Below are 23,323 nucleotides of genomic sequence, written 5' to 3' on the forward strand. Positions count from 1 at the left end.
GCCGGTTGCTCAACCCGCGCCACAAGGCGTAACAAAAACGGTCGAGGCTCTAATCGCAGCTGGATGACAGTTCAGTGGCAGGTCAGCTGAGGGAAATGGAACTTCGTATGCAACGAGTCGAGTCTGCGGAAAGCTTCTCGGTCGAGGTAAACTCCCGCATGCCGCCAGCACGAATGCAAGAATACGTACTTAATGTTCAACTTGAAGAATATTTGCCTGACGCAGATCGCAAAAATGCGCTAAAATCCATTGGTCGATTTTTGTTCAATAACTTGGAAGCTCAATGGAAAATTCTAGCTGATGATACAATACAAGTTTACGCTCCATTGGGAGCTCAGAATCGAACGCACCAGATGGAGACAGCACTTTCTGAGCTTCCATATGTGAAATCTGTTCGATTCATTCCGCTGCATCGACGTGGTTAAGTTTTCCGCGGCCGCTACCCTTGCCACAGTCGAGAGCATAGCACGTTCGGCGCCGAACTCATGTGCCTTCCCCTCGGCTTGGGAACGGCTCCTTGAACCGAAAGCCTAGCATTCCCGGTTGTCACTGCGGATGAATGCGTTGCGCTCGGCACAGTTCATCTCATGCGCCTGGCTATGGCTAGGGTCGTAGTTCTTCTCGCAGCACTTCCCGCGGGATGACGGCGCGGTGCGGCCCAAAGCGGCCGAGGTAGGAATCCGTATGGATTCCCTTGTGGCGGGCTGGCTTTGGCGGTCCCGCTGAACTGAGTAGGAATATGCTCCTGTTCCCGAGTGTCAATAGTTAGAAATTGCCATCCTTGACCAGCAATGCCGCTGTCATCTTCTCCAGTCGACTCTTTCGACCGTCGACTAGATCCTTGAGCATCTCCTCCAAAATCTCGAAGCAGTTGATTAGGGTTTCGAACTTTGCGTTGCCTTGGTGGCTGCCAAAGTTTCCGACGTTGCGCATGGCGTTGAATGCGTCCTTGTGGCCCGGCTTCTTGTCTTCCAGGTATTCGATACGCTGAGCCAGCGTCATGTCATAATCCCCGCCCTTATTATTCACGCCCATGTAGGGGACCTCGAATTGGTCAAGCAAGCGCTCGAGGAAGATCCGGATACGGTTGGCGCACGACGCTGGGTCCACCCACAGCAGCTCGAATGCCTTACGAAGATGGGCGGCGCATTCCTTGCTAAGTTTCGGGGACATGGGAAATACTGGTGGGGCAGGGTACATTTGAGTGGGCGAATAGTAGGTGGAGTTGAAGCTCACCATCTCGCCCAATTCCCCCTCATACTGCTCTTGATGTTGGGAGGTAACCCGGCCGCAGACTGCCACGACCTCTCCGCAGAGCTTATTCCCGCATACTAAGAAGCAGATGAAGCGCTCCGTCACCCACTCCGGTTCCCAGTTGGAGTCAGACTGCTCGGTCACAGAATATGCCGTCTCCAGCGTTTGGCGGCTATCTTTATGAAGAGCGAGTTGCCCTGACTTACATCGCGGGCAAGGGAATTTTGGAAATGCGCTGTAGTAGGGGCGCCAAAGATTTCGTTCCACGGTCCACCAAATGCTGGTTGAGCGCTTTTGAATAGAACACTTGACGTGCTCGAGCCAGTCCGACGACACGGCCAGCTCGTTGCTGCGCTCCATCACGTTGTGGCTGATCGTCAGCTGACAGGGAGCGCCATAGCTCTACTCGGACCGGCTGCGGGACGGCAGCTCCACCATGGCTATCTTGACCGCAGGAAGGAAATGGTGGGCGATGCAGGGATTGAACCTGCGACCCCACCCGTGTGAAGGGTGTGCTCTCCCGCTGAGCTAATCGCCCGCTCGTTGCCCGAAGGCCAAGCGAGCCGCGATATAAGGGAGGCGGGTGTGGGAAGTCAAGGCGCTGTCTGGCGTTCCGCTAAGGATCGGATTTGCTGCCCTTTCCGCGTTGTCGCCGAGGCGGGGCAGGCCGCTTCCCAAGGCAATCGCATATAGATTCTTGCGAAGAGGACCCCCACCCTAACCCTCCCCACAAGGGGGAGGGAAGCTGCCGCGCTCTCGCCTTTTGCGTCGAAAACGTTGGAAATTTGCTGATATCAGCGCCGACGGAATCTCCCTCCCCCTTGTGGGGAGGGGTTAGGGGTGGGGGTATTCGTAGGGCGCAAGCCTTTGCCCATATGCGATTGCCTGCGCCACTTCCCGTCACTGCCCAGCCGCAGCAATCAGCCTTTGCGCCAGGTCGAGCGTCAGAGCGTCGAAATGCGAGATCACCGCCGAGGGTTCGAATTCGCGCACATGGCGGTCGGTGTAGCCGAAATCGACGGCCACCACCGGAATGCCGGCAGCCTTGGCGGTGTCGATGTCGGTTTGCGAATCGCCGACCATCAGCGCGCGATGCGGGTCGCCGCCGGCCAGCTTGATGGTCTCGATCAGGTGGCGCGGGTCGGGCTTGCGGAACGCGAACGTGTCCTGTCCGGCAATTGCGGCGAAATGCCTGGTCAGGCCGAGCGCCTCGATCAGCGCCAGCGAGTTGGCTTCGTACTTGTTGGTGCAGATGGCCAGGAGATAGCCTGCGTTCTCGAAGCGCGCGATCGCCTCGACGACGCCGGGGTAGGGGCGTGACTTGCCGGGGATGTTGATTGTGTAGTGGTCGAGGAAGAGTTTCAGCAGCCGGTCGTGCTCCTCGACATCAAGCGATCGCTGATGGGCCGCATGCGCCCGCTCGATCATCACCCGTCCGCCGTGACCGACAAAGCGCCTGAAGCCGGCTTCGTCGACCGCCGCGATGTCGCTGGCGGCAAGGCTGTGGTTCAGGCTGTCGAGCAGGTCCGGCGCCGTATCGATCAGCGTACCGTCGAGGTCGAACACGATGATCGGGCGGGTCATGGTCTGTCCTGGGCCAAGTTTATACAGGGGCAGGCGATAGCGGCTGCGGCGCGTCAAGGCAAGCTTACTGGGCAAGCACCGGGCCAACTCGTTCAGGAAGCCCCATCGGGCCGGACATTTTGGCGGCGCGCCGCCAGAAATGGAAAACCCGCCGCGGCGGCGGGTTATCGGCGCGAATCAGCACCATGACCAAATATGTAGCATGCCTGCCGTCACCGGGTCAACGAGACAGAGGAAATAATTCCTATATCCGCTGCCGTTGATGGTTCGCGCGCACGTCGATGAGATGCGGCGCATCGGCAGAGCTCTTGCCAAGGGCTTTGACCGGACAGGCAAAAATGGTAGGAGCCCGAAACACTGGGTTTCGGGACAGCAAGCGGCATGGATGCAAGGCAATTGAAGGTCGAAGCCGCACGGGCAGCACTTGCCCATGTGAGCGATGGCATGCGGCTCGGCATCGGCACCGGCACCACGGCCGAAGAGTTCGTGCGGCTGCTTGCCGACAAGGTTGCCACCGGCATGACCGTCATCGGCGTGCCGACTTCGGAGCGCACCGCTTCGCTCTGCCGCGAACTCGGCGTGCCGCTGTCGACGCTGGAGGAAACGCCCGAGCTCGATCTCACCGTCGATGGCGCCGACGAAGTCGACCCGGAGCTGACCTTGATCAAGGGCGGCGGCGGTGCGCTGCTGCGCGAGAAGATCGTCGCCGCGGCCTCCCAGCGCATGATCGTCATTGCCGACCGGTCGAAGATGGTCGCCACGCTCGGCCGTTTTCCCCTGCCGATCGAAGTCAATCAGTTCGGCCTGCGCGCGACCGAAATCGCGATTGCTGCCGCGGCTGAAAAGCTCGGTCTTTCCGGTCCGGTTATATTGAGGATGACGGGGGGGCAGGCTTTTGTTACAGACGGCGGCCATTTTATCCTCGATGCATCTTTTGGCCGCATTCCGGATACAAGAGCGCTTTCGAATGCTCTCCACGCCATTCCGGGCGTGGTCGAGCATGGTCTTTTCATCGGGCTGGCGTCAGCGGCCATCATCGCCGGCGGCGACGGTATCCAAACTGTCCATGCCGCCCGAAAACCAGGGAGTTCTACCGATCATGATGTTGCATAACCGGGTTCGCAGCCTTTCCATCCTTCTGGCGGCCTCAGTCGTTTTCGCCTTCTCGTCGCCGGCGTTTTCGCAGGATGTCACGGAATCGCACCTGAAGGCCGCCCGCGCCGCGGTCGCTGCGATCCACGCGACCGACCCGTTCGACAACATCTTGCCGCAGGCAGCCGCCGCGCTCGAATCGCAGCTGATCCAGAAGAACCCGGACATGCAGGAACTGATCGGCAAGACCATCAACGAGAAGGCTCTGGCGCTGGCGTCGCGCCGCGCCGACCTCGAGAAGGAAGCAGCACTCGCCTACGCAAAAGTGTTCTCCGAAAAGGAACTGACCGATATCGCCGCCTTCTACAATTCCGATGCCGGCAAGAAGCTGCTCGATAGCGGCCCGACGGTGACCCGCGACCTGATCAAGGCAGCCGACATCTGGCAGAACGGCGTCGGCCGCGATCTCGCGCAGCAGGTCGGCGAAACATTGGCCGCGGCCGCCAAGGCAAAGGCGCCCGCAGCGCCTGCCGCCCCGGCGGATGGCGCGGCACCCGCCGATGGTGCGGCGCCCGCGGACAACAACTGATCCTGCGTTTCAAAACGGCCTAGCGGCCATCTGCGAAAGCCCGGCTTGTCCGGGCTTTTCTTTTGACGCTTTGCGGCCTACCTGTCTCTCAAATTTCCGAAGCTCGAGGAGCCGTCATGGCCGGTTACGACTACGATCTTTTCGTCATCGGCGGCGGCTCGGGCGGCGTGAGGGCGGCGCGCGTGGCGGCCGCACTCGGCAAGCGCGTCGGCATCGCCGAGGAATACCGTTTCGGCGGCACATGCGTCATTCGCGGCTGCGTGCCGAAAAAGCTCTATGTCTATGCCTCGCAATTTCCGGAGCATTTCGCCGACGCCGCCGGCTATGGCTGGACGGTGGCCGAAGCCAGTTTCGACTGGCAGACGCTGGTCGCCAACAAGGACCGTGAGATCAGCCGGCTGGAGGCGATCTACAAGCGGAATGTCGAGGGGGTCGGCGGCGAGACTTTTCATTCGCGCGCCATGATCGTCGACCCGCATGTGGTGCATCTTCTCAGCGAAGATCGTACCGTCACATCAGACCAGATCCTGATCGCCACCGGTGGCCGCCCGGCGGCGCATCCGGCGCTGCCCGGCCACGAACATTGCATCTTTTCCAACGAGGCTTTCGACCTCGAGGAGCTGCCCAAGGCGATCATGATCGAGGGTGGCGGCTACATCGCCGTCGAATTCGCCAACATCTTCCACGGTCTCGGCGTCGACACCACGCTGGTCTATCGCGGCAAGGAAATCCTCAGCCGTTTCGACATGGACCTGCGGCGCATGCTGCACGAGACGATGGAGAAGAAGGGGATAAAGATCCTCTGTCATTCCGTGTCCGAATGGGTGCGCAAGCGGCCGGACGGCCGGCTCGACGCGGTCATCAGCGGCGGCGAGGTGCTGACGGTCGATCAGGTGATGCTGGCCATCGGCCGCATTCCCAACACCGAGAATATGGGCCTCGAAGGCATCGGCCTGGAGATGACCAAGATCGGTGCGATCGCTGTCGACAAATACTCCCGAACCAACATCGACAACATCTGGGCGATCGGCGACGTCACCAACCGCGTACAGCTGACGCCCGTGGCGATCCATGAGGCGATGTGTTTCATCGAAACCGCCTTCAAGGGAAATCCGACCGCGCCCGACCACGACACGATCGCCACGGCGGTCTTTTCGCAACCGGAGATCGGCACCGTCGGCCTGTCGGAGGACGATGCCGTCAAACGCTTCCCCGACATCGAAATCTACCGCGCCACATTCCGGCCGATGCGGCACACGCTGTCCGGACGCGACGAGAAGATGCTGATGAAACTGGTGGTCGATGGCGCGTCGAAGAAAGTGCTCGGCGCCCACATATTGGGGCCGGACGCCGGCGAGATGGCGCAGCTTCTCGCCATTCCGCTGAAAGCCGGCCTGACCAAGGATGATTTCGACCGCACGATGGCGGTGCATCCGACAGCGGCGGAAGAACTGGTCACCATGTACAAGCCGACCTATCGCGTGAAGGACGGCGAGCGGGTGGATTGACGGGCAAAACCCGGAGCAGTCGCATTTAGGAACGCCATGCTGGCGCCCTACGAATACCCCCACCCCTAGCCCCTCCCCACAAGGGGGAGGGAGACTTCCGTAGATGCCGATCCTTGGCAAGTCGCTTGCGTCTCAGCTTCAAAAGAGCGCGCGGCAGCATTCCCTCCCCCTTGTGGGGAGGGCTAGGGTGGGGGTCCTCTCCGCAAGAATCCTTGTGCGGTTGTCGTTGTCCAACACTGGCCGCTACAGCAGCGTCCCGCGCAAGATCACCAGCGCCACCGAGAAATAGATCACCAGGCCGGTGACATCGACCAGCGTGGCGACGAACGGCGCCGATGCGCTGGCCGGATCGAAGCCGATGCGTTTCAGGGCAAACGGCAGCATAGACCCAGACAGCGAGCCGAACGTGACGATGCCGACCAGTGCCGCGCCCACCGTCGTGGCGATCAGCGGCCAGTGCGGGCCATAATCGTAGAAGCCCATATATTGCCAGAGCGCGATGCGGCAGATGCCGACCACGCCGAGCATGGCACCCAGCACGATGCCGGTGGGCAGTTCGCGCAGCGCCACCCGCCACCAGTCGCCGAGACCGATCTCGCGCAGCGCCAGCGCACGGATGACCAACGAGGTCGCCTGCGAGCCGGAATTGCCGCCAGAGCTCATGATCAGCGGGATGAACAGCGTCAGCACGATCGCCTTCTCCAGCTCGCCCTCATAGCTCTGCATGGCGTTGGCCGTCAGCATCTCCGAGATGAACAGCGCGCACAGCCAGCCGCCGCGCTTCCTGATCATGGCGAGGAAGCTCATCTTCATATACGGCTCGTCCAGTGCCTCCATGCCGCCGAAACGGTGCACATCCTCCGTCGTCTCCTCGATCATCGTGTCGATAATGTCGTCGATGGTGACGATGCCGAGGATCTTGCCGTGGTCGACGACCGGGACGGCAAGCAGATCGTATTTGGAGATCGTCTGCGCCAGGGTTTCGCGATCGGTCAGTGGGCCGACCGTCACCGGAACACGATCCGGCGCCACCGTCATGATCGAATCGTCCGGCTCACCGGTGATCAGCCGGCGCAGGCCAGTCGACCGCACAAGGAGGTGCGTTTGCGGATCGACGATATAGATCGCGTAGACGGTCTCGCGCGTCCGCTCGACCTTGCGGATGTAGTCGAGCGTGCGGCCGACGGTCCAGTCCGAGGGCACGCTGACGAACTCCGTCGTCATGATCGATGCGGCGCTGCCTTCGGGATAGCCGAGAATGGCAAGCAACGTGGCGCGCAGCGGCGGCGCAAGCCCGCCGAGCAGCTCGGAACGGGCCGGCTCGTCGAGCTCGCGCAGGATGTCGGCGGCACGGTCGACCGACATGGCGGTGAGCAGCTTGCCCGCCTTGGCGCGCGGCAGTGCCTCCATGAGTTCGAACGCGCCGTCGAGTTCAGGCTGATCGAAGATCTCGACCAGCCGCTCGAACGTCACTTCACAAAGCAGCTCCGTCGCGGTTTCTCGCGGCTCCCTGTTCAGGGCCTCGACAATGTCGGCGACGTGATCGTTGGCTAGGATACGGGCGATCGCGACAGCCTCGTCGCTCGCTACGGCGGTAAATTCGTTCATGGCTCACTCCTTGCCGTCCGGCAGGACATGAACCATTGGAGGTCACGTCTAGGCGGACGGCGGTTGCGTTCGACTGTGACTGTCGCCAGGCATGGCGCGGTGACCTTTCCGCTTGCGGGTTCGCGTTTGACTATCTGCAAGCGGGCGCAACATAGGAGCGCGCTTTGCCGTGTCAATCGCAGGGAGGAAGGAAAATGCCGGCGAGCGGCCGAGATCGCGAGACTGTGATCGCCTGCCGCCGCAAGTCGCGGCCGGCTCGGTCACAGCGTCGTTATTTCTGCTTCAGCCGGCGCGAGAAACGCAGCCACTTGTCCTCGACCGGCCTCGGCTGCGTGAGAATGGTGGTGAGCTCGACAGGCAGGGTCGGAACCAGCGGCTTCTTGGTGGCGACACCGTCGGCGATCGCGACGATGCTGTGGTAGAATTCGCTGCCTGTCATCGATCGTGGCGCCACCGCCTCGTGCATGACGCTGATCACCGTGACATCGGGGCAGTTGTCCTTGATGGCCTGGTGGAAGGCAACCTTGCCATCGGGATCGAGCGCGCCGGTCGCCTCGTCAAGAAACAGCAGCCCCGGTTGCTGCAGCACGATGCGGGCCACTACCAGCTTCTGTTTCTGGCCGCCCGACAGGACCTGATCCCAGCTTTTGCCCTCGCGGTTTTCGTCGGCCATGTGTTCGATGAAATCGCCAAGCCCGGCCTTGTGCAATGCCGACGCGACCTGCGCATCGCCATGGTCGTGCTCGGAGCCGGGCAGGCAGACCAGCTGTTTCAGCGACACCGGCTGTAGCTTGACCTCCTGGGCGGCATAGAAGCTCTTCACGCCTTCGGGGAAGACGATGGTGCCGCGGCCATACGGCCACAGGCCGTTGATCGCCTTGATCAGCGAGGTCTTGCCGCAACCCGATTCGCCTTTCAGGAACGTCCACTCGCCGCGCCGGAAGCGCAAATTGGCGGCACTGAGGAAGGGGGTGGCGTCCTCGCCCTGATGCGCCAGTTCGAGTTTTTGGATGGTCAGGCCGAAAACCGGGTTCTGGCTGGCATAGTGGAAGTCGGAGCGGCCGGTCTGGCTGTAGAATTCCTGTGGGTGCTGGACATTCTCGATCGCATTGGCCAACTCGGTGACACGCTGGCTGTTGGCACGCAGCGTGGCGATGTTCGGCATGACGTGGATGAACCACGAGCATTGACTGATCAGCGAATTGACCAGCTCGGAGCCGGTTATGTAGCCCTTGAGATCGAAACCGTTGTGGATGAACGGCACCAGGCCAGGTCCATAGGCGACAATGCGGGCACCAATGAAATTGTAGATCAGCTCGAACGAATTGTAGCCTGTGTTGACGATATTCAGCCGCGCCCAAGTGCGGTCGATGTCGACATAAAGTCGATTGTGCATCGTCTTCTGCACGTGCTCGCCTTGCGAGGCCGCGACATGGAAGCTGCGACGCAGGAAAGTGGTCAGCTCGCCGCGATAGCTGCCTTCGGATTGCTGCATCCTGACGTTGAGCCGTTCCAGCAGACGACCCAGTTTGACCGCGATCCAAGTGTTAAGCGGTACGTAGGTGGCGACCGCCAGGAAAGCCAGAACCGCGCTGCCGTAGCTGCCGAGGAATTCCAGCCCTTTCACTTCCGCCGAGTTTTCAAGCAATTTCTGGCCGACGAAATAAAGCGATGTGGCAACGCCCAGGACGCCCATGGCGAGACCGATGGCTCCGCCGGTCATGTCCTTGATCGATTCCTGGATGCGCTGATCGATGTTGTCGGGAGCGGCATTGCCGGACGAACCATGCTGGGCGTGGAAATGCGTATGATTGGTGTCGAGCAGCGCTTCGTTGAAGCGGCTGTCCAGCCAGCCGCGCCATTTGCGATGCAACGTCGCTGACACGAGGCTGCGTATGCCGGTGAAGCCGGCGTCCTTGAGCACGACCAGCAGCACGAGGATGCCGGCATTGACCAGCAGCGAGCGAAGCGGCGTGGTGTTGGCGGCGTCATGGAAGAAGGCGATCGAGTTGACCAGTTCGCCGGAGGCTTCGGCGAACCAGACACCGGCTTTGCTGGACAGCGCCGTGAGCAGTGCGATCACCAGCGTCAGTGTCCAGGCTTCCTTCCAGCGGTCCGAGACCCAGTAGGCCCGCATCAGGCCCCAGAAGCTGCGCATCGACGATACCGGCGTCAGAAGCGATCGCCCTGCGGCATCGCGAGGTGTTTTTTCCGGTACTGACTCTTGCGATGGTCTATCGACCCGAATCACTATCCCGCCCAAACCTTTTTTCTTTTGTTACGGATGGTAACACCAATTGATCATTTTCCATTAATTTAAAACCGGGCCGACCGGATTACCCCGGCTTCCGTTGCTGTGAGGCAACAGATTGCACGCTGAAATATGGCGCCAACGGTCGGCAAAAATCAGGATATCGTTATTGATTTCAAATGTTTGATCTGGGAAGTCAGACCGTCCGAGTAGCTTCCCCTAGGGAAGGGTTTTCACACGGTTTTGTGAACTGGAAATCATGTGGACCGGTCTGTTTTCTCACTGCGGGCTGGCCTGGAAACCCGAAAATTGCCGTTTGTGATCTCGCCGCGCCGGCCGTCATTATCCTTGCCGGAGTCAGGAAGTGACCGGAAAATCGTCTGAGCAGCGCGTTCCGTCTTGTCGGGTCAGCCGAGGAACTGCGTTTGACAATTCATCCGTTCGGGATTGAACCTTGCCGGGCATTGTCGACACACATGCATGTCCGGTTCTCCAACAAGGAAGTTCCCAATGCTTGCACGCGCGGCCGCAATCCTGTCCCTCTTCGCCTGGCTGCCTCTCTTTGCCTCGGTATCTTTGGCGCATGCCGCCTCGCAGAGCATCCCGGCCAGCGCCGAAGGCCAGATCGAGTTCAACACGCCGTCCGGCAACATTGGCTGCATCTACACGGCGAAAGGCGGCACCAGCACCTACGAGCCAAGGGATGGCGGCCCGGAGCTGAGCTGCTCGCGGGTCGAACCGCGCTACGTCACCATCATCCTCGGACCCAAGGGGCCGGCCACGCTGATCAAGAACCCAGGCGAGCAGGGCTGCTGCAGCGATGTCGACAAGCTTGGCTACGGCAACAGCTGGAGTGCGGGGCCGTTCTCGTGCCAGTCGTCAACCAAGGGACTGACTTGCACGGCCACGAACGGCCATGGATTTTTTATCAGCAAGGCCAAGGTGACGGTGAAGTAAGACTTGCTCTTGTCGGAAAGGTGAGGGTGCCGGCCTCAGCCGACCTTTTCCAATTCGCCGCGCGCCTTGGCAGCCGCCACCTGACGAATGGCATCGGCCAGGGTATCGGCATCCTGCGCACCCATGACCGCATATTTGTCTTCGAGCAGGAAGCACGGCACGCCAGATATGCCCATGCGCGACGCGGTGGCGATCTCGGTGCGAACCGCCTCTACATCGGCGTCGGTCGGCAAAAGCGTGGCAACCACTGATGCGTCCATGCCGGCTTCGCGCGCGGCTTCGGTCAACACGGCATGGTCGCCGATATTGGCGTCTTCCTCGAAATTCAGCTGGAACAGCCGGCGCACAAGCCTGTTCTGCACGGCTTCGCCGGCAGCACCGGCCCAGCGGATCACGCGGTGCGCATCGAGCGTATTCGGCGCCACCTTGATGGCGTCGAAGGCGAAGGAAATACCTTCGGCTTCGCCCAACGGCTCAATGCGGGCATGAATCTCGCGGATACGTTCATCGCTGCCGAACTTGGCCAGCATGTATTCGTGCCGATCCTTGCCCTGCGCCGGAATGGTCGGATCGAGCTGGAACGGCCGCCAGCGGACATGCACGTCGACATCGCCGACAGCGGCAATCGCCTTGTCGAGCCGCTTCTGACCGATGAAGCACCATGGGCAGACGACGTCGGACACCACATCGACGGTGACGGCGTTCGGTTCGCTCATCTCGTTCTCCTGAATTTCAGTTCGGCTTGCGCCACCAGGTCGGCAGTTGATACCCAAATATGGGCGTCTTTTGCGGATGTTCCAGATAGTTCCAGTAGGCAATCCATTGCTGCGTGTTGTGCTGCATCGGTACCATGTAGTTGCCGGAGATCAGCAGCCGGTCGAGAACACGAACGGCAGCGACATAATCCTCCTTCGAGCGGGCGCGCAGCATCGCTTCGATTGCCGCGTCCACCGCCGGATCGGCCACGCCGGCAAGATTGAACGAGCCTTCCGTCCTGGCCGCGGCCGAACTCCAACGCCCGGTCTGTTCGATGCCGGGCGACAGCGAATTGTTGAAGCCGCTCGATCCGACCAGGACCTCGAAATCGAAGCGCTGCTTGCGCGACTGGATCTGATCGCCATCGAGGCTGCGAATGGTGAGGTCGATGCCGATCTTCTCCAGCGTGCGCTGGTAGATGCCGGCAAGGCGCTCCTCGTCCTGCGAGGCGGTCAGGATCTCGAAGCCGAAAGGTTTGCCCTCGGCATCGAGCATTGTTCCATTCTGCACGTGGTAGCCGGCACTTTTCAGCAGGTCGAAAGCTGCCTTCAATACGCGGCGGTCCTGGCCTGATCCGTCAGTCACCGGTGGCCGGTAAGTGCCGTCCATGACATCGGCCGGCACACGGCCGGGATAGGGCGCCAGAAGCGCCTTCTCCCTGTCGTCGGCCGGATGACCGAGCGCGGAAAGCTCGGAATTCTGCCAGTAACTCATCGTGCGCGTGTATTTGCCGCCGAACAGGTTCTTGTTGGCCCATTCGAAGTCATAGAGCATGCCGAGCGCGCGCCGCACGACCGGGTTGGAAAACTTCTGCAGCCTCGTGTTGAACAGGAAACCGGTCACCACGGGCGGAATCCCGGTGTCGAAGGTTTCCGCGACCACGTCTCCCTTGTGGAAGGCGGGAAAATCGAGATCGCGCTCGCGTTTCACCGGATCGCCGTCGTCGTCGATGGCGCAAAGGCCCTTCTTGAACGCTTCGAGCTTGGCGTTGGCGTTGAGGAAATACTCGATGGTGATCTGGTCGTAATTGTCGAAACCGCGCTTGGCCGGGATATCCTTGCCCCAGTAGTCCGGATTGCGCTTGAAGACGATGCGCTGACCGGGCTGTACCTGCGCGATCGTATAGGGACCACTGCCGATCACCGGCTTCAGCGTCGTCTTGTCGAAGGTTTCCTTGTCGAAGGCGTGCTTCGGGATGATCGGCGTCAGCGCGATGATCAGCGGGAATTCGCGATCGGCCTTGTCGTTGAAGGTGAAACGCACGCTATGGTCGCCGGTCTTTTCGAGCTTTGCGACCCTGGCCATGCGGTCGCTGTAAGGGGGTCGCCCTTTCTCGGTATAGACTTCATAGCTGAAGAGCACGTCCTCCGGCGTCACCGCCTGACCGTCCGACCACTTGGCCTTCGGGTTCAGATGGAATTCGATGCTCCGGCGCTCCGGGTCCATGTCGGCGGTGTCGGCGAGCAGCCCGTAAAGCGTGAAAGCCTCGTCGGCATTGCGCTGCATCAGCGGCTCGAAGACCAGATTGCCGAAGATCGTGTCCATCATGCCGCGCGCCGTCGTGCGCAGGCTCTTGAGGATGAAAGGGTTGAGATTGTCGAAGCTGCCGACGACGCAATAGGTGATCGAGCCACCCTTCGGCGCGTCGGGATTGGCGTAGTTGAAATGCGTGTAGTCGGACGCCAGCGCCGGTTCGCCCTGCATGGCGATCGCGTGCTTCGGCTCCGATGCGGCGGGCTGATGCGAAAGTGCGAGAAACGATGTCGCGGTGATCAGCCAAACAAGAACGCGGCCCATGACCGTCTCCTTAATGGGTCGGCTTGATGATTCGGTGCGCACCCTAGCATGAGGCAGCCGCGCACCGGCCAATCGTGCGTTCAACAATTGCTGACGTCGGGCTGGATTCGACACCGCTTGCAGTGTAACACGCCCTCCGAAGTCATTCTGTTGCCTCATTTCGGCAACAGGTAGCTGGACCACACGGCACGAAGAAGCCGGTCCCGGGATCATTTGAGAGGAAGTGCACGACATGACGAGCCTGAACAGCAACGCGTACCGCCTGTCGGTCATGGCCGCTGGCGTGATCGGCTTTCTCTGCGCAGGACTTCCCGCCGCTTCCGCACAGCAGCAACAGCAGATTCCGCAAGGCTGGTTCAAGGCTTGCACCAAGCAGGAAGACGTCGACATCTGCAATGTCCAGAACATCACCACCGCAGGCAACGGCCAGTTGGTCACCGGCGTCAGCCTGATCGAGCTGAAGGGCAAGGTGAACCGCAAGGTGTTCCAGGTCACGGTCCCGACCGGTCGTCTGGTGCCTCCCGGCATTGGCCTGCAGATCGATACCGGCAAGGCGCAGAAGCTCGACTACGTTATCTGCTTCCCGGATCGTTGCGTGGCGGAAGTGCCGCTGACCGATCAGCTCGTCGCCGCGTTCAAGAAAGGCCAGGCGATCACGCTGACCTCGGTCAATTTCCAGAACCAGCCCAACCCGATCAAGGTCGCCCTGCAGGGCTTCAGCGGCGCCTATGACGGCCCGGCGCTGCAGCAGTCGGACATCGAGGACCGGCAGAAGAAGCTTCAGGACTTTGTCGCCAAGAACAACCAGGATTTCGCCAAGAAGCTCAAGGAAGAGCAGGACAAGGCGAAGACAGCCAACTGACCGGCCGATATCGTCGGACCAACAAAGAAGCGGGATTATGCCCCGCTTTTTTTGTGACCGTCGCTTAATGCCTGGACTGCCGTTTCGGCTGGTAGCCCCCATCCGGCTTCTTGTCGAACATCTCCTTGATCTGCGGATGCCGGACCGGCTCCCCCGATTGATCCTCGAGCAGATTCTGCTCGGAGACATAGGCGACGTACTCGGTCTCTGAATTCTCGGCGAGCAGATGATAGAAGGGCTGATCCTTACGCGGCCGTACGTCAGCGGGGATGGCTTCGTACCATTCGTCGGTGTTGGCGAATTGCGGATCGACGTCGAAAATGATGCCCCTGAATGGAAACAGCCGGTGGCGAACCACCTGTCCGATTGCGAATTTGGCTGTTTTCATCGTACCCACCACTGAATTCCTTGGCTTTATTTGGCGCAGACTGCGCCTCAATTCAATCCCGAAGCGTTTGAGCGCGCCCTGAAGCTACGCAGGACATGGCGCAAAGGTTTTACCGCATGCGGCTGATATCGACGATCGTCGATGACGCAGCTTGTCAGGAATGGGAAGATCGCTGTCAGCGTGCCGGCCTTCCCAGGCCACCGACCAGCGCAGCGAAGCCGCTGCCGGGACGAAGTCCCTCGCGCATGAAAAAAGCGCGAAGCGGCGCGAAGCCACCGAGCACGCCGAGCCCGGCAACGCGGGCCATCTGTGCCGGCAGCATGTCGGAAAGCAGCGACATGTTGAGAAGATTGACCGCACTGCTGCGCGCCAGAATATCGGGCCGACGCTTGAAATCGTAGGCGGCCAGGGCCTTGGCGGCACCAGGGTCCGCGCGATTTTCTACAGCAATACCAATGAGATCGTCGACATCCCTGATACCGAGATTGAGGCCTTGCGCGCCGATCGGTGGAAACACGTGGGCGGCTTCGCCGACCAGCGCTATCCGGTCCCTTGCGAAACGCAGCGGCGTCACCGCCGAAAGCGGGTAGATCTGCCGGCCCGGCTCGACCGTCACCCGGCCCAGCATCGACTGCATCTGCTGTTCGACCTGCATCGAAAGCGTCGCATCGTCCAATGCGGTGAGTTCCGTCGCGGTCTCGGGTTTCACCACCCAGACCAGGCTCGATCGATTGCCGGGCAGGGGAACCTGCGTGAACGGACCAGTCTCGGTGTGGAATTCCGTCGAGGTGAAGGCATGGTCGCCGCTGTGGCGGAAATTGAGGACAAGAGCTGCCTGCGGATAGGAGCGAGCCGAGGTCGAGATGCCGGCGGCCTGGCGCGCCGGCGACAAGCGTCCGTCGGCTGCGACCGCCAGTGATGCGTCCACCGTGCTGCCGTCGGCCAGGACGGCACGGGCGTATTCGGCATCGAGCTGCCAGTTCGCCACCATCGAGCGTCGCCATTCGATGCCGGCATGCGCGGCGACGGCGCTGGCGAGTGCCGGATTGAGGACGCTGTTGGGCAGGTTCAGCCCGAACTGGTCCTCGTCGATCTCGCTGGCGCGGAAGGTGACGACCGGACTGCGGATCAGCCGGCTGGTCGCGTCGACGATGCGCATCACCTTCAGGGGCGCCGCCTTGGGCTTGACGGCATCGAGCACGCTCAGCCGCTCGATCACTTTCAAGGCAGGGTTCATCAGGGCGGTCGTGCGGCCATCGGGGGCCGTGGCCTCCGGCCCGGCCAGCGTCACCGGGAAACCGGCAGCGGCAAAACCGAGTGCCGCGATCAGTCCTGCCGGCCCCGTGCCAGCAACCAGTATCCGCGCGGTTTGCTCATGCTCCAAGATCGGCTTCCGGCTTGCAATGCGAGGCGGCCACCCGGCCTGCCATTCGATGAGCATATAGGGCAGATCATGCCGCTTGATCAACGCGGCGATTCGGCCCATTCGGATGTCATGACCGGCCAGCAGGACGACTTCAGCCATCTCGACCGCGCCGGCCGCGCCATGGCCACCATCGCGCGCAATCCTCGCGTCACGGTAAACGCCGCTGTCGGGGCTTGTATCCTGCTTGCCTGGCTATTCCTCGCCGCGATGGCAATCCGCGGCGCCGAAGGCGGGATTGCAGGCGTCAGTGCCCCCGGCGACACGATCCTGCGCTATCTGCCGCAACTCCCGCTGCCCGATTTCCTGGAACGGTTCTTCGCGCTCTGCCTGTCGCCGGCGCCGCTGGACGCAAGCCTGCAGGCGGGTGCGCTCGTTTTGATGTGGTTTCTGATGGCGATCGCGACGATGCTGCCTTCGGCCGCCCCGATGATCCGCACTTACTGCGAGATCGCCGATACGGCACGCATCAAGGGCGAGCCGGTCGTCCATCCGCTGGTGCTGGTCGCCGGCTACCTCAGCGTCTGGCTCGCCGCCTCGGTGATGTTCGCGGGGCTGACCTTGGCCACTCATGCGTTTGGTCCGCCCGGTGGGATGCTCGACCCTGTCGTCGGCATTGCGGGTGCGCTGGCGCTTCTGATTGCGGGCCTCTACCAGTTCAGCGGCTTGAAAGACGCCTGCCTGACACGGTGCAAGAACCCGTTCTCGATCCTTTTCGCGAACTGGAGCGCGAGGTCCGTCAGCATCTTCCGGCTTGGTGTCGCGCAAGGCATTTGGTGCCTCGGCTGCTGCTGGGCGCTGATGCTGGTGATGTTCGCCGTTGGCGTCATGAACATCTTCTGGATGGCGTTGATCGGGCTGTTCACCCTGATCGAAAAACAAACGGCGAGCAGGGTTCCAACCCGGCTCGCCGGTGCGATACTGCTTGTCTGGGCAGCCGCGCTGCTAGTAGTCTCGCTGTGAGTGGGGGAAAATCGATGGCAGATCAGAGCTGGGCAATGAAAGGAGAGCTCGTACTCTCCTGCAATTGCACGGTTTTTTGCCCTTGCGTGCTGTCGCTCGGCAATCATCCGCCGACCGAAGGCTATTGCCAGACCTGGGCTGGGTTCCGCATCGACCGCGGTCATTTCGGCGACGTCGATCTGTCCGGTCTCAATCTCGGGCTGGTCATGGAAATCCCCGGTTATATGAGCCGCGGCAACTGGACCGCCGGCCTGTTCATCGACCAGCGTGCCTCGGTCTATGCGGCCAAGGCGCTGACGAAAATCTTCACCGGCAAGGCAGGCGGAACCACCTCGCTGCTCTCCATCCTCGTCGGCAAATTCCTCGGCGTCGAGCAGGTGCCGATCACCTACGAGACGCGTGACAAGACACGTATCTTCCAGATACCGAAGATCATCGACGGGGCGGTGACACCCATCCCCGGCAAGGATCGCGACAAGGATACGGTGATCAGCAATTCGGAATACTGGATCGCGCCCGAGATCATCGTGGCCAGGTCCGACAAAAGCAAGATGCGGGCTTTCGGCCGCAACTGGAATTTTGCCGGGCGTTCGGCGGAAATCTGCAAGCTGGATTGGCGGGGCCCGTGAGCAAGAACACAACCGCACGGAAAGCCGCCAAAAAGATTACCGACCGGATTCCGCGGCCGAAGAAGAAAGTCACATGGCCGCAGGCGAGGGCGTTCTCCGTCCATCTCTTGACCGCGTCGGGCTCGTTCCTGGCCTTCCTGTCGCTGGTGGCGGCAAGCGAAGAGCGCTGGACGGCGATGTTCTGGTGGCTCGGGCTGGCGCTGTTCGTCGACGGCATCGATGGGCCGATCGCCAGAAAGCTCGAGGTCAAGGAGATCCTGCCGACATGGTCGGGCGAACTGCTCGACAACATCATCGACTACGTCACCTACGTCCTGATCCCGGCCTTCGCGCTTTATCAGCGCGGCTTCATGGGCGAGGGCCTGTCGTTCCTGTCGGCGGCGATCATCGTCGTCTCCAGCGCCATCTACTATGCCGACACCGGCATGAAGACGAAGGAGAATTTCTTCAAGGGATTCCCCGTGGTCTGGAACATGGTGGTGTTTACACTGTTCGTCATCGAGCCCGGACAATGGGTCTCGTTCGCGGTGGTGGTGATGGCCGGCATTCTGACCTTCGTCCCGATCAATTTCATCCATCCGGTGCGGGTGGTGCGGCTGCGGCGCATCAATCTTGCGATGACCCTTTTGTGGTGCGCTTTCGGCGCGCTTGCCCTGGCGCAAGCGGCCCTCGCTGCCTTCTACGATCAGATCGGCGTGCTGGGCGAGCAGGTCAGCACCTTCACCAAGATCGGTATCACCATCACGGGGCTTTACCTCGCTAGCATTGGTGGCATCATGCAGTTCTTTCCAAATCTCGGTGCCAAAAAGGCCTGATCAGCCAGAGGAAGCCTAGCCTATGTCCAAAGCGATCCGCATCCACGCCCATGGTGGCCCGGAAGTCCTGACCTATGAGGACGCCGACCCCGGCCAGCCGGGAGCAGGGCAGATCCTGATCCGGCACACGGCGATCGGCCTTAATTTTATCGATGTCTATCATCGCTCGGGCCTTTATCCGCCGCCCGGCGGGTTCCCGCTTGTCCCTGGCGGCGAAGCCACCGGCGTCGTGCTGGGAGTCGGCAAGGGCGTTGAGTGGCTGAAGCCGGGCGATCGCATCGCCTATGCCGTGACGACAGGGGCTTACGCGCGAGAGCGCGTCATTGACGCCAGCCGCGTCGTCAAGGTGCCGGATGGCATCAGCGACGAACAGGCCGCCGCGATGATGCTGAAGGGCATGACCGCGGAATATCTGCTGCGCCGGGCGTTCAAGGTGAAGGCCGGCGACACGATCCTGTTCCATGCCGCGGCGGGCGGTGTCGGATTGATCCTCGGCCAATGGGCCAAACATCTCGGCGCAACCGTCATCGGCACCGCCAGCTCGTCCGACAAGATCGAACTCGCCAAGGCGCACGGCTTCGACCATGTCATCAACTACAAGGAACAGGATTTCGTCGCCGGCGTTGCCGCCATCACCGGCGGCAGGAAATGCGACGTGGTCTACGATTCGGTCGGCAACGACACGTTTCCGGCCTCGCTCGACTGCCTGAGGCCGCTCGGCATGTTCGTCAGCTTCGGCCAGTCCTCGGGGCCGATCCCGCCGTTCAGCATGTCGCTGCTGGCGCAGAAGGGCTCGTTGTTCGCAACCCGGCCGACGCTGTTCGTCTACAATGCTAAACGCGAAGACCTCGAGGCCTCCGCCGCGGCCTTGTTCAAGGTCGTGCTCAGTGGCGCCGTCAAGATCAGGATCAACCAGCGCTATGCGCTCAAGGACGCCGGCAAGGCGCATTCCGACCTTGAGGGCCGCAGGACCACAGGGACGACCATTCTCATTCCCTAGGGACCGATTACAAACTCTACTCCGGCGGCCAAAACAGTCTCTTTGTCCGTTCTTCCTTGCTATCGCTTGAATTTCCGCTGAAATTCTTGAAGCTCTTTCAAGACGCGTGCCGCTTTCCGATGAGAGCCGGCCGCGCCTACCATGCTTGCGGGAACACAGAACATGTCTGGCTAGCCAGATGGGAGGCACTGTGAGTGCAAATCAGGACGGCACGAACCTGCTCGAGGTCCGTGGCCTCACCAAGATATTCGGCACGCTGACAGCGTGCGATCATATCGATCTCGACATCGCCAGGGGTGAAATCCACGCTTTGCTCGGCGAAAACGGCGCCGGCAAATCGACGCTGGTCAAGATGCTGTTCGGCTCGCTGGAGCCCAATTCCGGCGAGATTTTCTGGAACGGCCAGGCGGTCAGGATTTCCAGCCCCGGAGTCGCGAAAAAACTCGGCATCGGCATGGTGTTCCAGCATTTTTCGCTGTTCGAAGCGCTGACCGCGGCCGAAAACATCGCGCTGTCGCTGGATGACGGCTCGCCGATCAGCAGCATCGCGGCAAAGGCGAGGGCGCTTTCCTTCAGCTATGGCCTGCCGCTCGACCCTGAATCGCTCGTCGGCGACCTGTCGGTGGGCGAGCGCCAGCGTATCGAGATCATCCGCTGCCTGCTGCAAACGCCGCAGCTCATCATCCTTGACGAGCCGACTTCGGTGCTGACGCCGCAGGAAGCCGACAAACTGTTCGAGACGCTGGATCGTCTGCGTTCGGAAGGTAAATCCATCCTCTACATTTCGCACCGCCTCGAAGAGGTCAAACGCATCTGCGACCGCGCCACCGTGCTGCGTCACGGCAAAGTCGTCGGCCACTGCAACCCGCGCGAGGAAACCGCTTCGTCGCTGGCTCGCATGATGGTCGGCAACGAGGTGCAGGCGGTGGTGCGCGCACCCGTCGAGGGCATCGCCACGGCCCAGCCGCTGCTCGAAATCCGCAACCTCAGCCGCAAGCCGGCAACACCGTTCTCAATCCCGCTCAAGAACATCAGCCTGAACGTCCGCGCCGGCGAGGTGATCGGCATCGCGGGCGTCGCCGGCAACGGCCAGGGCGAGTTCTTTGAATCCGTCTCCGGCGAAGTATTGCAGCAGGATGCCGCCTCGGTGCGGATCCGCGGCAAGAATGCAGGCAATCTCTCCATCACCGGACGACGCCTGCTGGGCGCCGCTTTCGTCCCGGAAGAACGCCTCGGCCACGGCGCCGCGCCGCGCATGAAGCTTTCGGAAAACCTGCTGCTGTCACGCCATGCCACCGACGGCAAGGCCTTCGTCGGCGGCGGCGGAATGGTCAACAGCGCGGCCATCTACGCCGCCGCTCAACGCATCATCGAGGCGATGGACGTGCGCAAGAGCGCGCCGGATCCGGAGGCGGCGGCACTTTCGGGCGGCAATCTGCAGAAGTTCATCGTCGGCCGCGAACTCGACCGCCGGCCAAGCGTCATGGTCGTGAACCAGCCGACCTGGGGCGTCGACGCAGGTGCCGCTGCCCACATCCGCCAAGCCTTGATCGAGTTGTCGCGCAGCGGATCGGCGGTGCTGGTGATCAGCCAGGATCTCGACGAGCTGTTCGAGATATCGGATGCGATCGCGGTCATGCACAATGGCGCGCTGTCCAAGCCGATGCCGATCGCCGAAGCAACATTCGAGAAAGTCGGCTTGCTGATGGGCGGCGCCGAACCCGGTCACGCCGAACACACGATGGAGACGGCATGATGCGCCTCGAACTCGTCAAACGCCCGCAGCGCTCCGCGCTGTTTTCGGCCCTGTCGCCGTTCATCGCCTTCGCGCTGACGATCATCGCCGGCGCCATCATGTTCGCGCTGCTCGGCGTCAATCCGCTGACCGCATTCCGCATCTACTTCATCGAGCCGATCAGCCAGGTCTGGCAGTTGCATGAGCTGGCGATCAAGGCAGCGCCGCTCATCCTGATCGCCGTTGGCCTGTCGGTCTGCTACAAGGCCAACATCTGGAACATCGGCGCCGAAGGCCAGTTCATCCTCGGCGGCATTGTCGGTTCGATCATTCCGGTGCTGTATCCGCAGTTCGAAGGCCCGCTGGTGCTGCCGCTGATGCTGTTGCTCGGCATGGTCGGCGGCGCGGCCTATGCCGCGATCCCGGCTCTGCTCAAGACCCGCTTCGGCACCAACGAGATCCTGACCAGCCTGATGCTGGTCTATGTCGCCCAGCTTTTCCTCGACTGGCTGGTGCGCGGACCCTGGCGCGATCCGCAAGGCCATGGCTTTCCGCAGACCATCCAGTTCGGCGATTCGGCCGTGTTGCCGGAGCTGATGCCGGATGCGGGGCGGGCGAACTGGGGCTTTGTCTTCGCGCTGATCGCCTCGGTGCTTGTCTGGATCCTGATGAGCCGCATGCTGAAGGGGTTTGAGGTGCGCGTGCTGGGCTCAAGCCCGCGGGCAGGGCGCTTCGCTGGCTTCGGCCTCAACCGCATGGTGTTCTTCGCCTTCCTGCTGTCGGGTGCGCTGGCAGGGCTTGCCGGCATCTCCGAGGTCTCCGGTGCCATCGGCCAGCTGCAGCCGGTCATTTCGCCCGGCTACGGCTTCACCGCCATCATCGTGGCGTTCCTTGGCCGCCTCAACCCGCTCGGCATCGTCGCCGCCGGCCTTGTGCTGGCGCTGACCTATCTCGGCGGCGAAGCAGTGCAGAGCGCGCTCGGCATCTCCGACAAGGTGGCGCGGGTGTTCCAGGGCATGCTTTTGTTCTTCGTGCTCGGCTGCGACACGCTCATCCACTACCGCATTCGACTGATCGGCCTGGCGCTGACCAAACAGGAAGGTCCCGCGAAACTCGAAGCCGCGCCGAAGCTGAAGGAAGCCCGTTGATGGACATCACCGTAAACATCCTTCTGACCATCGCCACGGCGGCAACGCCGCTGCTGATCGCGGCAATCGGCGAACTGGTGGTCGAGCGCTCCGGCGTGCTCAATCTCGGCGTCGAGGGTATGATGATCATGGGCGCCGTCGGCGGCTTCGGCGCGACCTATCTCACCGGATCACCCTGGATCGGCCTTCTGGCGGCAATCGCCATGGGTGCCGTGTTCTCGCTGCTGTTTGCCGTCATGACGCTGTCACTGGCCACCAACCAGGTGGCGACCGGCCTGTCGCTGACGCTGCTCGGCCTCGGCCTCTCCGGCATGATGGGCACCAGTTTCGTCGGCCAGCCCGGCGAACGGCTGCCCAACCTAGACATTCCCGGCCTGACCTCGATCCCTGTGATCGGCAGATTGCTGTTCGGGCAGGACCCGATCTTCTACATTTCGATTGCGCTCACCGCCGCCGTCATGTGGTTCCTGTTCAAGACCCGGACCGGCCTGACGCTGCGCTCGATCGGCGACAGCCACACGTCGGCCCATGCGCTGGGCATCAAGGTCATCCGCTATCGCTATCTCTCCGTGATTTTCGGCGGCGCCTGTGCCGGCCTCGCCGGCGGCCACCTGTCGCTGGTCTACACGCCGCAATGGGTCGAGAACATGAGTGCCGGCCGCGGCTGGATCGCGCTGGCTCTGGTGGTGTTCGCCTCGTGGCGGCCATGGCGGGTGCTGGCCGGCGCCTACATCTTTGGCGCGGTGTGGATCGGACAGCTTCATGCACAGGCTTTTGGCATTCCAGTGCCTTCACAGTTCCTTTCTTCGCTGCCCTATCTGGCAACCGTCGTGGTTCTCGTTCTAATCTCGCGCAACAAGCGTCTGACGATGATGAACACGCCGGCTTCTTTGGGGCAGCCATTCGTTCCGGATCGTTGACAACAAAAACAAACGGGAAGCTCCAAGGCTTAACTCAGAGAGGT

Annotated in this window: 21 protein-coding genes and 1 tRNA gene; 13 read left to right on the plus strand and 9 right to left on the minus strand. The window is 61.7% G+C overall.

Translation table 11 applies throughout. The features are described from left to right. The first annotated feature begins 74 nt into the window (after positions 1-74). Positions 75-425: a hypothetical protein gene (locus tag NKI73_RS30285; protein ID WP_352635329.1), complete on the plus strand. Its 351-nt coding sequence runs from the start codon at positions 75-77 to the stop codon at positions 423-425. Positions 426-765: 340 nt separating this feature from the next. On the opposite strand, the gene NKI73_RS30290 is transcribed toward NKI73_RS30285, so the two are convergent. The 3 genes from NKI73_RS30290 to NKI73_RS30300 all read right to left on the minus strand — a co-directional run bounded on the left by NKI73_RS30290 (position 766) and on the right by NKI73_RS30300 (position 2,838). Continuing rightward, positions 766-1,614, minus strand: a complete 849-nt coding sequence (locus NKI73_RS30290) for a DUF8608 domain-containing protein (RefSeq protein ID WP_502905664.1) — start codon at positions 1,612-1,614, stop codon at positions 766-768. Between the two features lie 103 nt (positions 1,615-1,717). Further along, positions 1,718-1,792, minus strand: a tRNA-Val gene (locus tag NKI73_RS30295). A gap of 362 nt (positions 1,793-2,154) precedes the next feature. After that, on the minus strand, positions 2,155-2,838 hold the full coding sequence (locus tag NKI73_RS30300; RefSeq protein WP_352635333.1) for a phosphoglycolate phosphatase: 684 nt from the start codon (positions 2,836-2,838) through the stop codon (positions 2,155-2,157). Positions 2,839-3,219: 381 nt separating this feature from the next. Here NKI73_RS30300 and rpiA point away from each other — a divergent pair, with 381 nt between their 5' ends. The 3 genes from rpiA to gor all read left to right on the plus strand — a co-directional run bounded on the left by rpiA (position 3,220) and on the right by gor (position 6,027). Next, the gene (gene rpiA, locus NKI73_RS30305; protein ID WP_352635335.1) at positions 3,220-3,951 is read left to right on the plus strand and encodes a ribose-5-phosphate isomerase RpiA; all 732 of its coding nucleotides are present in this window, start codon (positions 3,220-3,222) and stop codon (positions 3,949-3,951) included. Next, a complete protein-coding gene (locus NKI73_RS30310; protein ID WP_352635337.1) occupies positions 3,938-4,519 on the plus strand; it encodes a DUF2059 domain-containing protein in 582 nt (193 codons plus the stop codon). Before rpiA ends, NKI73_RS30310 begins: the two co-directional genes overlap by 14 nt. Positions 4,520-4,635: 116 nt before the next feature. Then, complete coding sequence (gene gor / locus NKI73_RS30315; RefSeq protein WP_352635339.1) at positions 4,636-6,027, plus strand: glutathione-disulfide reductase; 1,392 nt, start codon at positions 4,636-4,638, stop codon at positions 6,025-6,027. Between the two features lie 243 nt (positions 6,028-6,270). Here gor and mgtE read toward each other — a convergent pair whose 3' ends face one another. Together mgtE and NKI73_RS30325 are read right to left on the minus strand one after the other, a co-directional pair. Continuing rightward, positions 6,271-7,635 carry a magnesium transporter gene (mgtE, locus tag NKI73_RS30320; protein WP_352635341.1) on the minus strand — a complete coding sequence of 455 codons (1,365 nt, stop codon included), beginning with the start codon at positions 7,633-7,635 and terminating at the stop codon, positions 6,271-6,273. Between the two features lie 271 nt (positions 7,636-7,906). Beyond that, on the minus strand, positions 7,907-9,793 hold the full coding sequence (locus NKI73_RS30325) for an ABC transporter ATP-binding protein/permease (RefSeq protein ID WP_352635343.1): 1,887 nt from the start codon (positions 9,791-9,793) through the stop codon (positions 7,907-7,909). Positions 9,794-10,396: 603 nt separating this feature from the next. On the opposite strand from NKI73_RS30325, the gene NKI73_RS30330 reads away from it, so the two are divergent. Beyond that, complete coding sequence (locus NKI73_RS30330) at positions 10,397-10,843, plus strand: hypothetical protein (RefSeq protein WP_352635346.1); 447 nt, start codon at positions 10,397-10,399, stop codon at positions 10,841-10,843. A gap of 35 nt (positions 10,844-10,878) precedes the next feature. Here NKI73_RS30330 and NKI73_RS30335 read toward each other — a convergent pair whose 3' ends face one another. Both NKI73_RS30335 and NKI73_RS30340 read right to left on the minus strand, forming a co-directional pair. After that, positions 10,879-11,559: a DsbA family oxidoreductase gene (locus tag NKI73_RS30335; protein ID WP_352635349.1), complete on the minus strand. Its 681-nt coding sequence runs from the start codon at positions 11,557-11,559 to the stop codon at positions 10,879-10,881. A gap of 16 nt (positions 11,560-11,575) precedes the next feature. Beyond that, positions 11,576-13,396: an extracellular solute-binding protein gene (locus NKI73_RS30340; RefSeq protein ID WP_352635351.1), complete on the minus strand. Its 1,821-nt coding sequence runs from the start codon at positions 13,394-13,396 to the stop codon at positions 11,576-11,578. A gap of 232 nt (positions 13,397-13,628) precedes the next feature. Between NKI73_RS30340 and NKI73_RS30345 the strand changes: the two genes are divergently transcribed. After that, positions 13,629-14,258, plus strand: coding sequence for an invasion associated locus B family protein (locus NKI73_RS30345; protein WP_352635353.1), 630 nt, complete (start codon positions 13,629-13,631; stop codon positions 14,256-14,258). A gap of 64 nt (positions 14,259-14,322) precedes the next feature. Here the strand turns inward: NKI73_RS30345 and hspQ are convergent, their stop codons facing one another. Further along, positions 14,323-14,646 (minus strand): heat shock protein HspQ, encoded by a 324-nt coding sequence (gene hspQ, locus NKI73_RS30350; protein ID WP_023757801.1) that lies wholly within the window; start codon positions 14,644-14,646, stop codon positions 14,323-14,325. 175 nt (positions 14,647-14,821) lie between these two features. Next, complete coding sequence (locus NKI73_RS30355) at positions 14,822-16,030, minus strand: UbiH/UbiF family hydroxylase (RefSeq protein ID WP_352635354.1); 1,209 nt, start codon at positions 16,028-16,030, stop codon at positions 14,822-14,824. Positions 16,031-16,099: 69 nt separating this feature from the next. On the opposite strand from NKI73_RS30355, the gene NKI73_RS30360 reads away from it, so the two are divergent. The 7 genes from NKI73_RS30360 (at position 16,100) to NKI73_RS30390 (ending at position 23,279) form a co-directional block, all read left to right on the plus strand. Further along, positions 16,100-17,032 carry a DUF2182 domain-containing protein gene (locus tag NKI73_RS30360; protein ID WP_352635356.1) on the plus strand — a complete coding sequence of 311 codons (933 nt, stop codon included), beginning with the start codon at positions 16,100-16,102 and terminating at the stop codon, positions 17,030-17,032. A 14-nt stretch (positions 17,033-17,046) separates the two neighbouring features. Then, the gene (locus NKI73_RS30365; protein WP_352635358.1) at positions 17,047-17,661 is read left to right on the plus strand and encodes a DUF1326 domain-containing protein; all 615 of its coding nucleotides are present in this window, start codon (positions 17,047-17,049) and stop codon (positions 17,659-17,661) included. Then, positions 17,658-18,476 carry a phosphatidylcholine synthase gene (gene pcsA / locus NKI73_RS30370; RefSeq protein WP_352635360.1) on the plus strand — a complete coding sequence of 273 codons (819 nt, stop codon included), beginning with the start codon at positions 17,658-17,660 and terminating at the stop codon, positions 18,474-18,476. Before NKI73_RS30365 ends, pcsA begins: the two co-directional genes overlap by 4 nt. Before the next feature lie 22 nt (positions 18,477-18,498). Next, positions 18,499-19,476 carry a quinone oxidoreductase family protein gene (locus NKI73_RS30375; protein ID WP_352635362.1) on the plus strand — a complete coding sequence of 326 codons (978 nt, stop codon included), beginning with the start codon at positions 18,499-18,501 and terminating at the stop codon, positions 19,474-19,476. A gap of 178 nt (positions 19,477-19,654) precedes the next feature. Then, a complete protein-coding gene (locus tag NKI73_RS30380) occupies positions 19,655-21,232 on the plus strand; it encodes an ABC transporter ATP-binding protein (protein WP_352635364.1) in 1,578 nt (525 codons plus the stop codon). After that, on the plus strand, positions 21,229-22,359 hold the full coding sequence (locus NKI73_RS30385) for an ABC transporter permease (RefSeq protein WP_352635366.1): 1,131 nt from the start codon (positions 21,229-21,231) through the stop codon (positions 22,357-22,359). Before NKI73_RS30380 ends, NKI73_RS30385 begins: the two co-directional genes overlap by 4 nt. After that, entirely contained in the window at positions 22,359-23,279 is a 921-nt protein-coding gene (locus tag NKI73_RS30390) for an ABC transporter permease (protein ID WP_352635368.1), read from the plus strand. The genes NKI73_RS30385 and NKI73_RS30390 overlap by 1 nt, the downstream gene beginning before the upstream one ends. Positions 23,280-23,323 lie beyond the last annotated feature (44 nt).

This window comes from Mesorhizobium sp. M0496, from assembly GCF_040321205.1.
Lineage (GTDB): Bacteria > Pseudomonadota > Alphaproteobacteria > Rhizobiales > Rhizobiaceae > Mesorhizobium.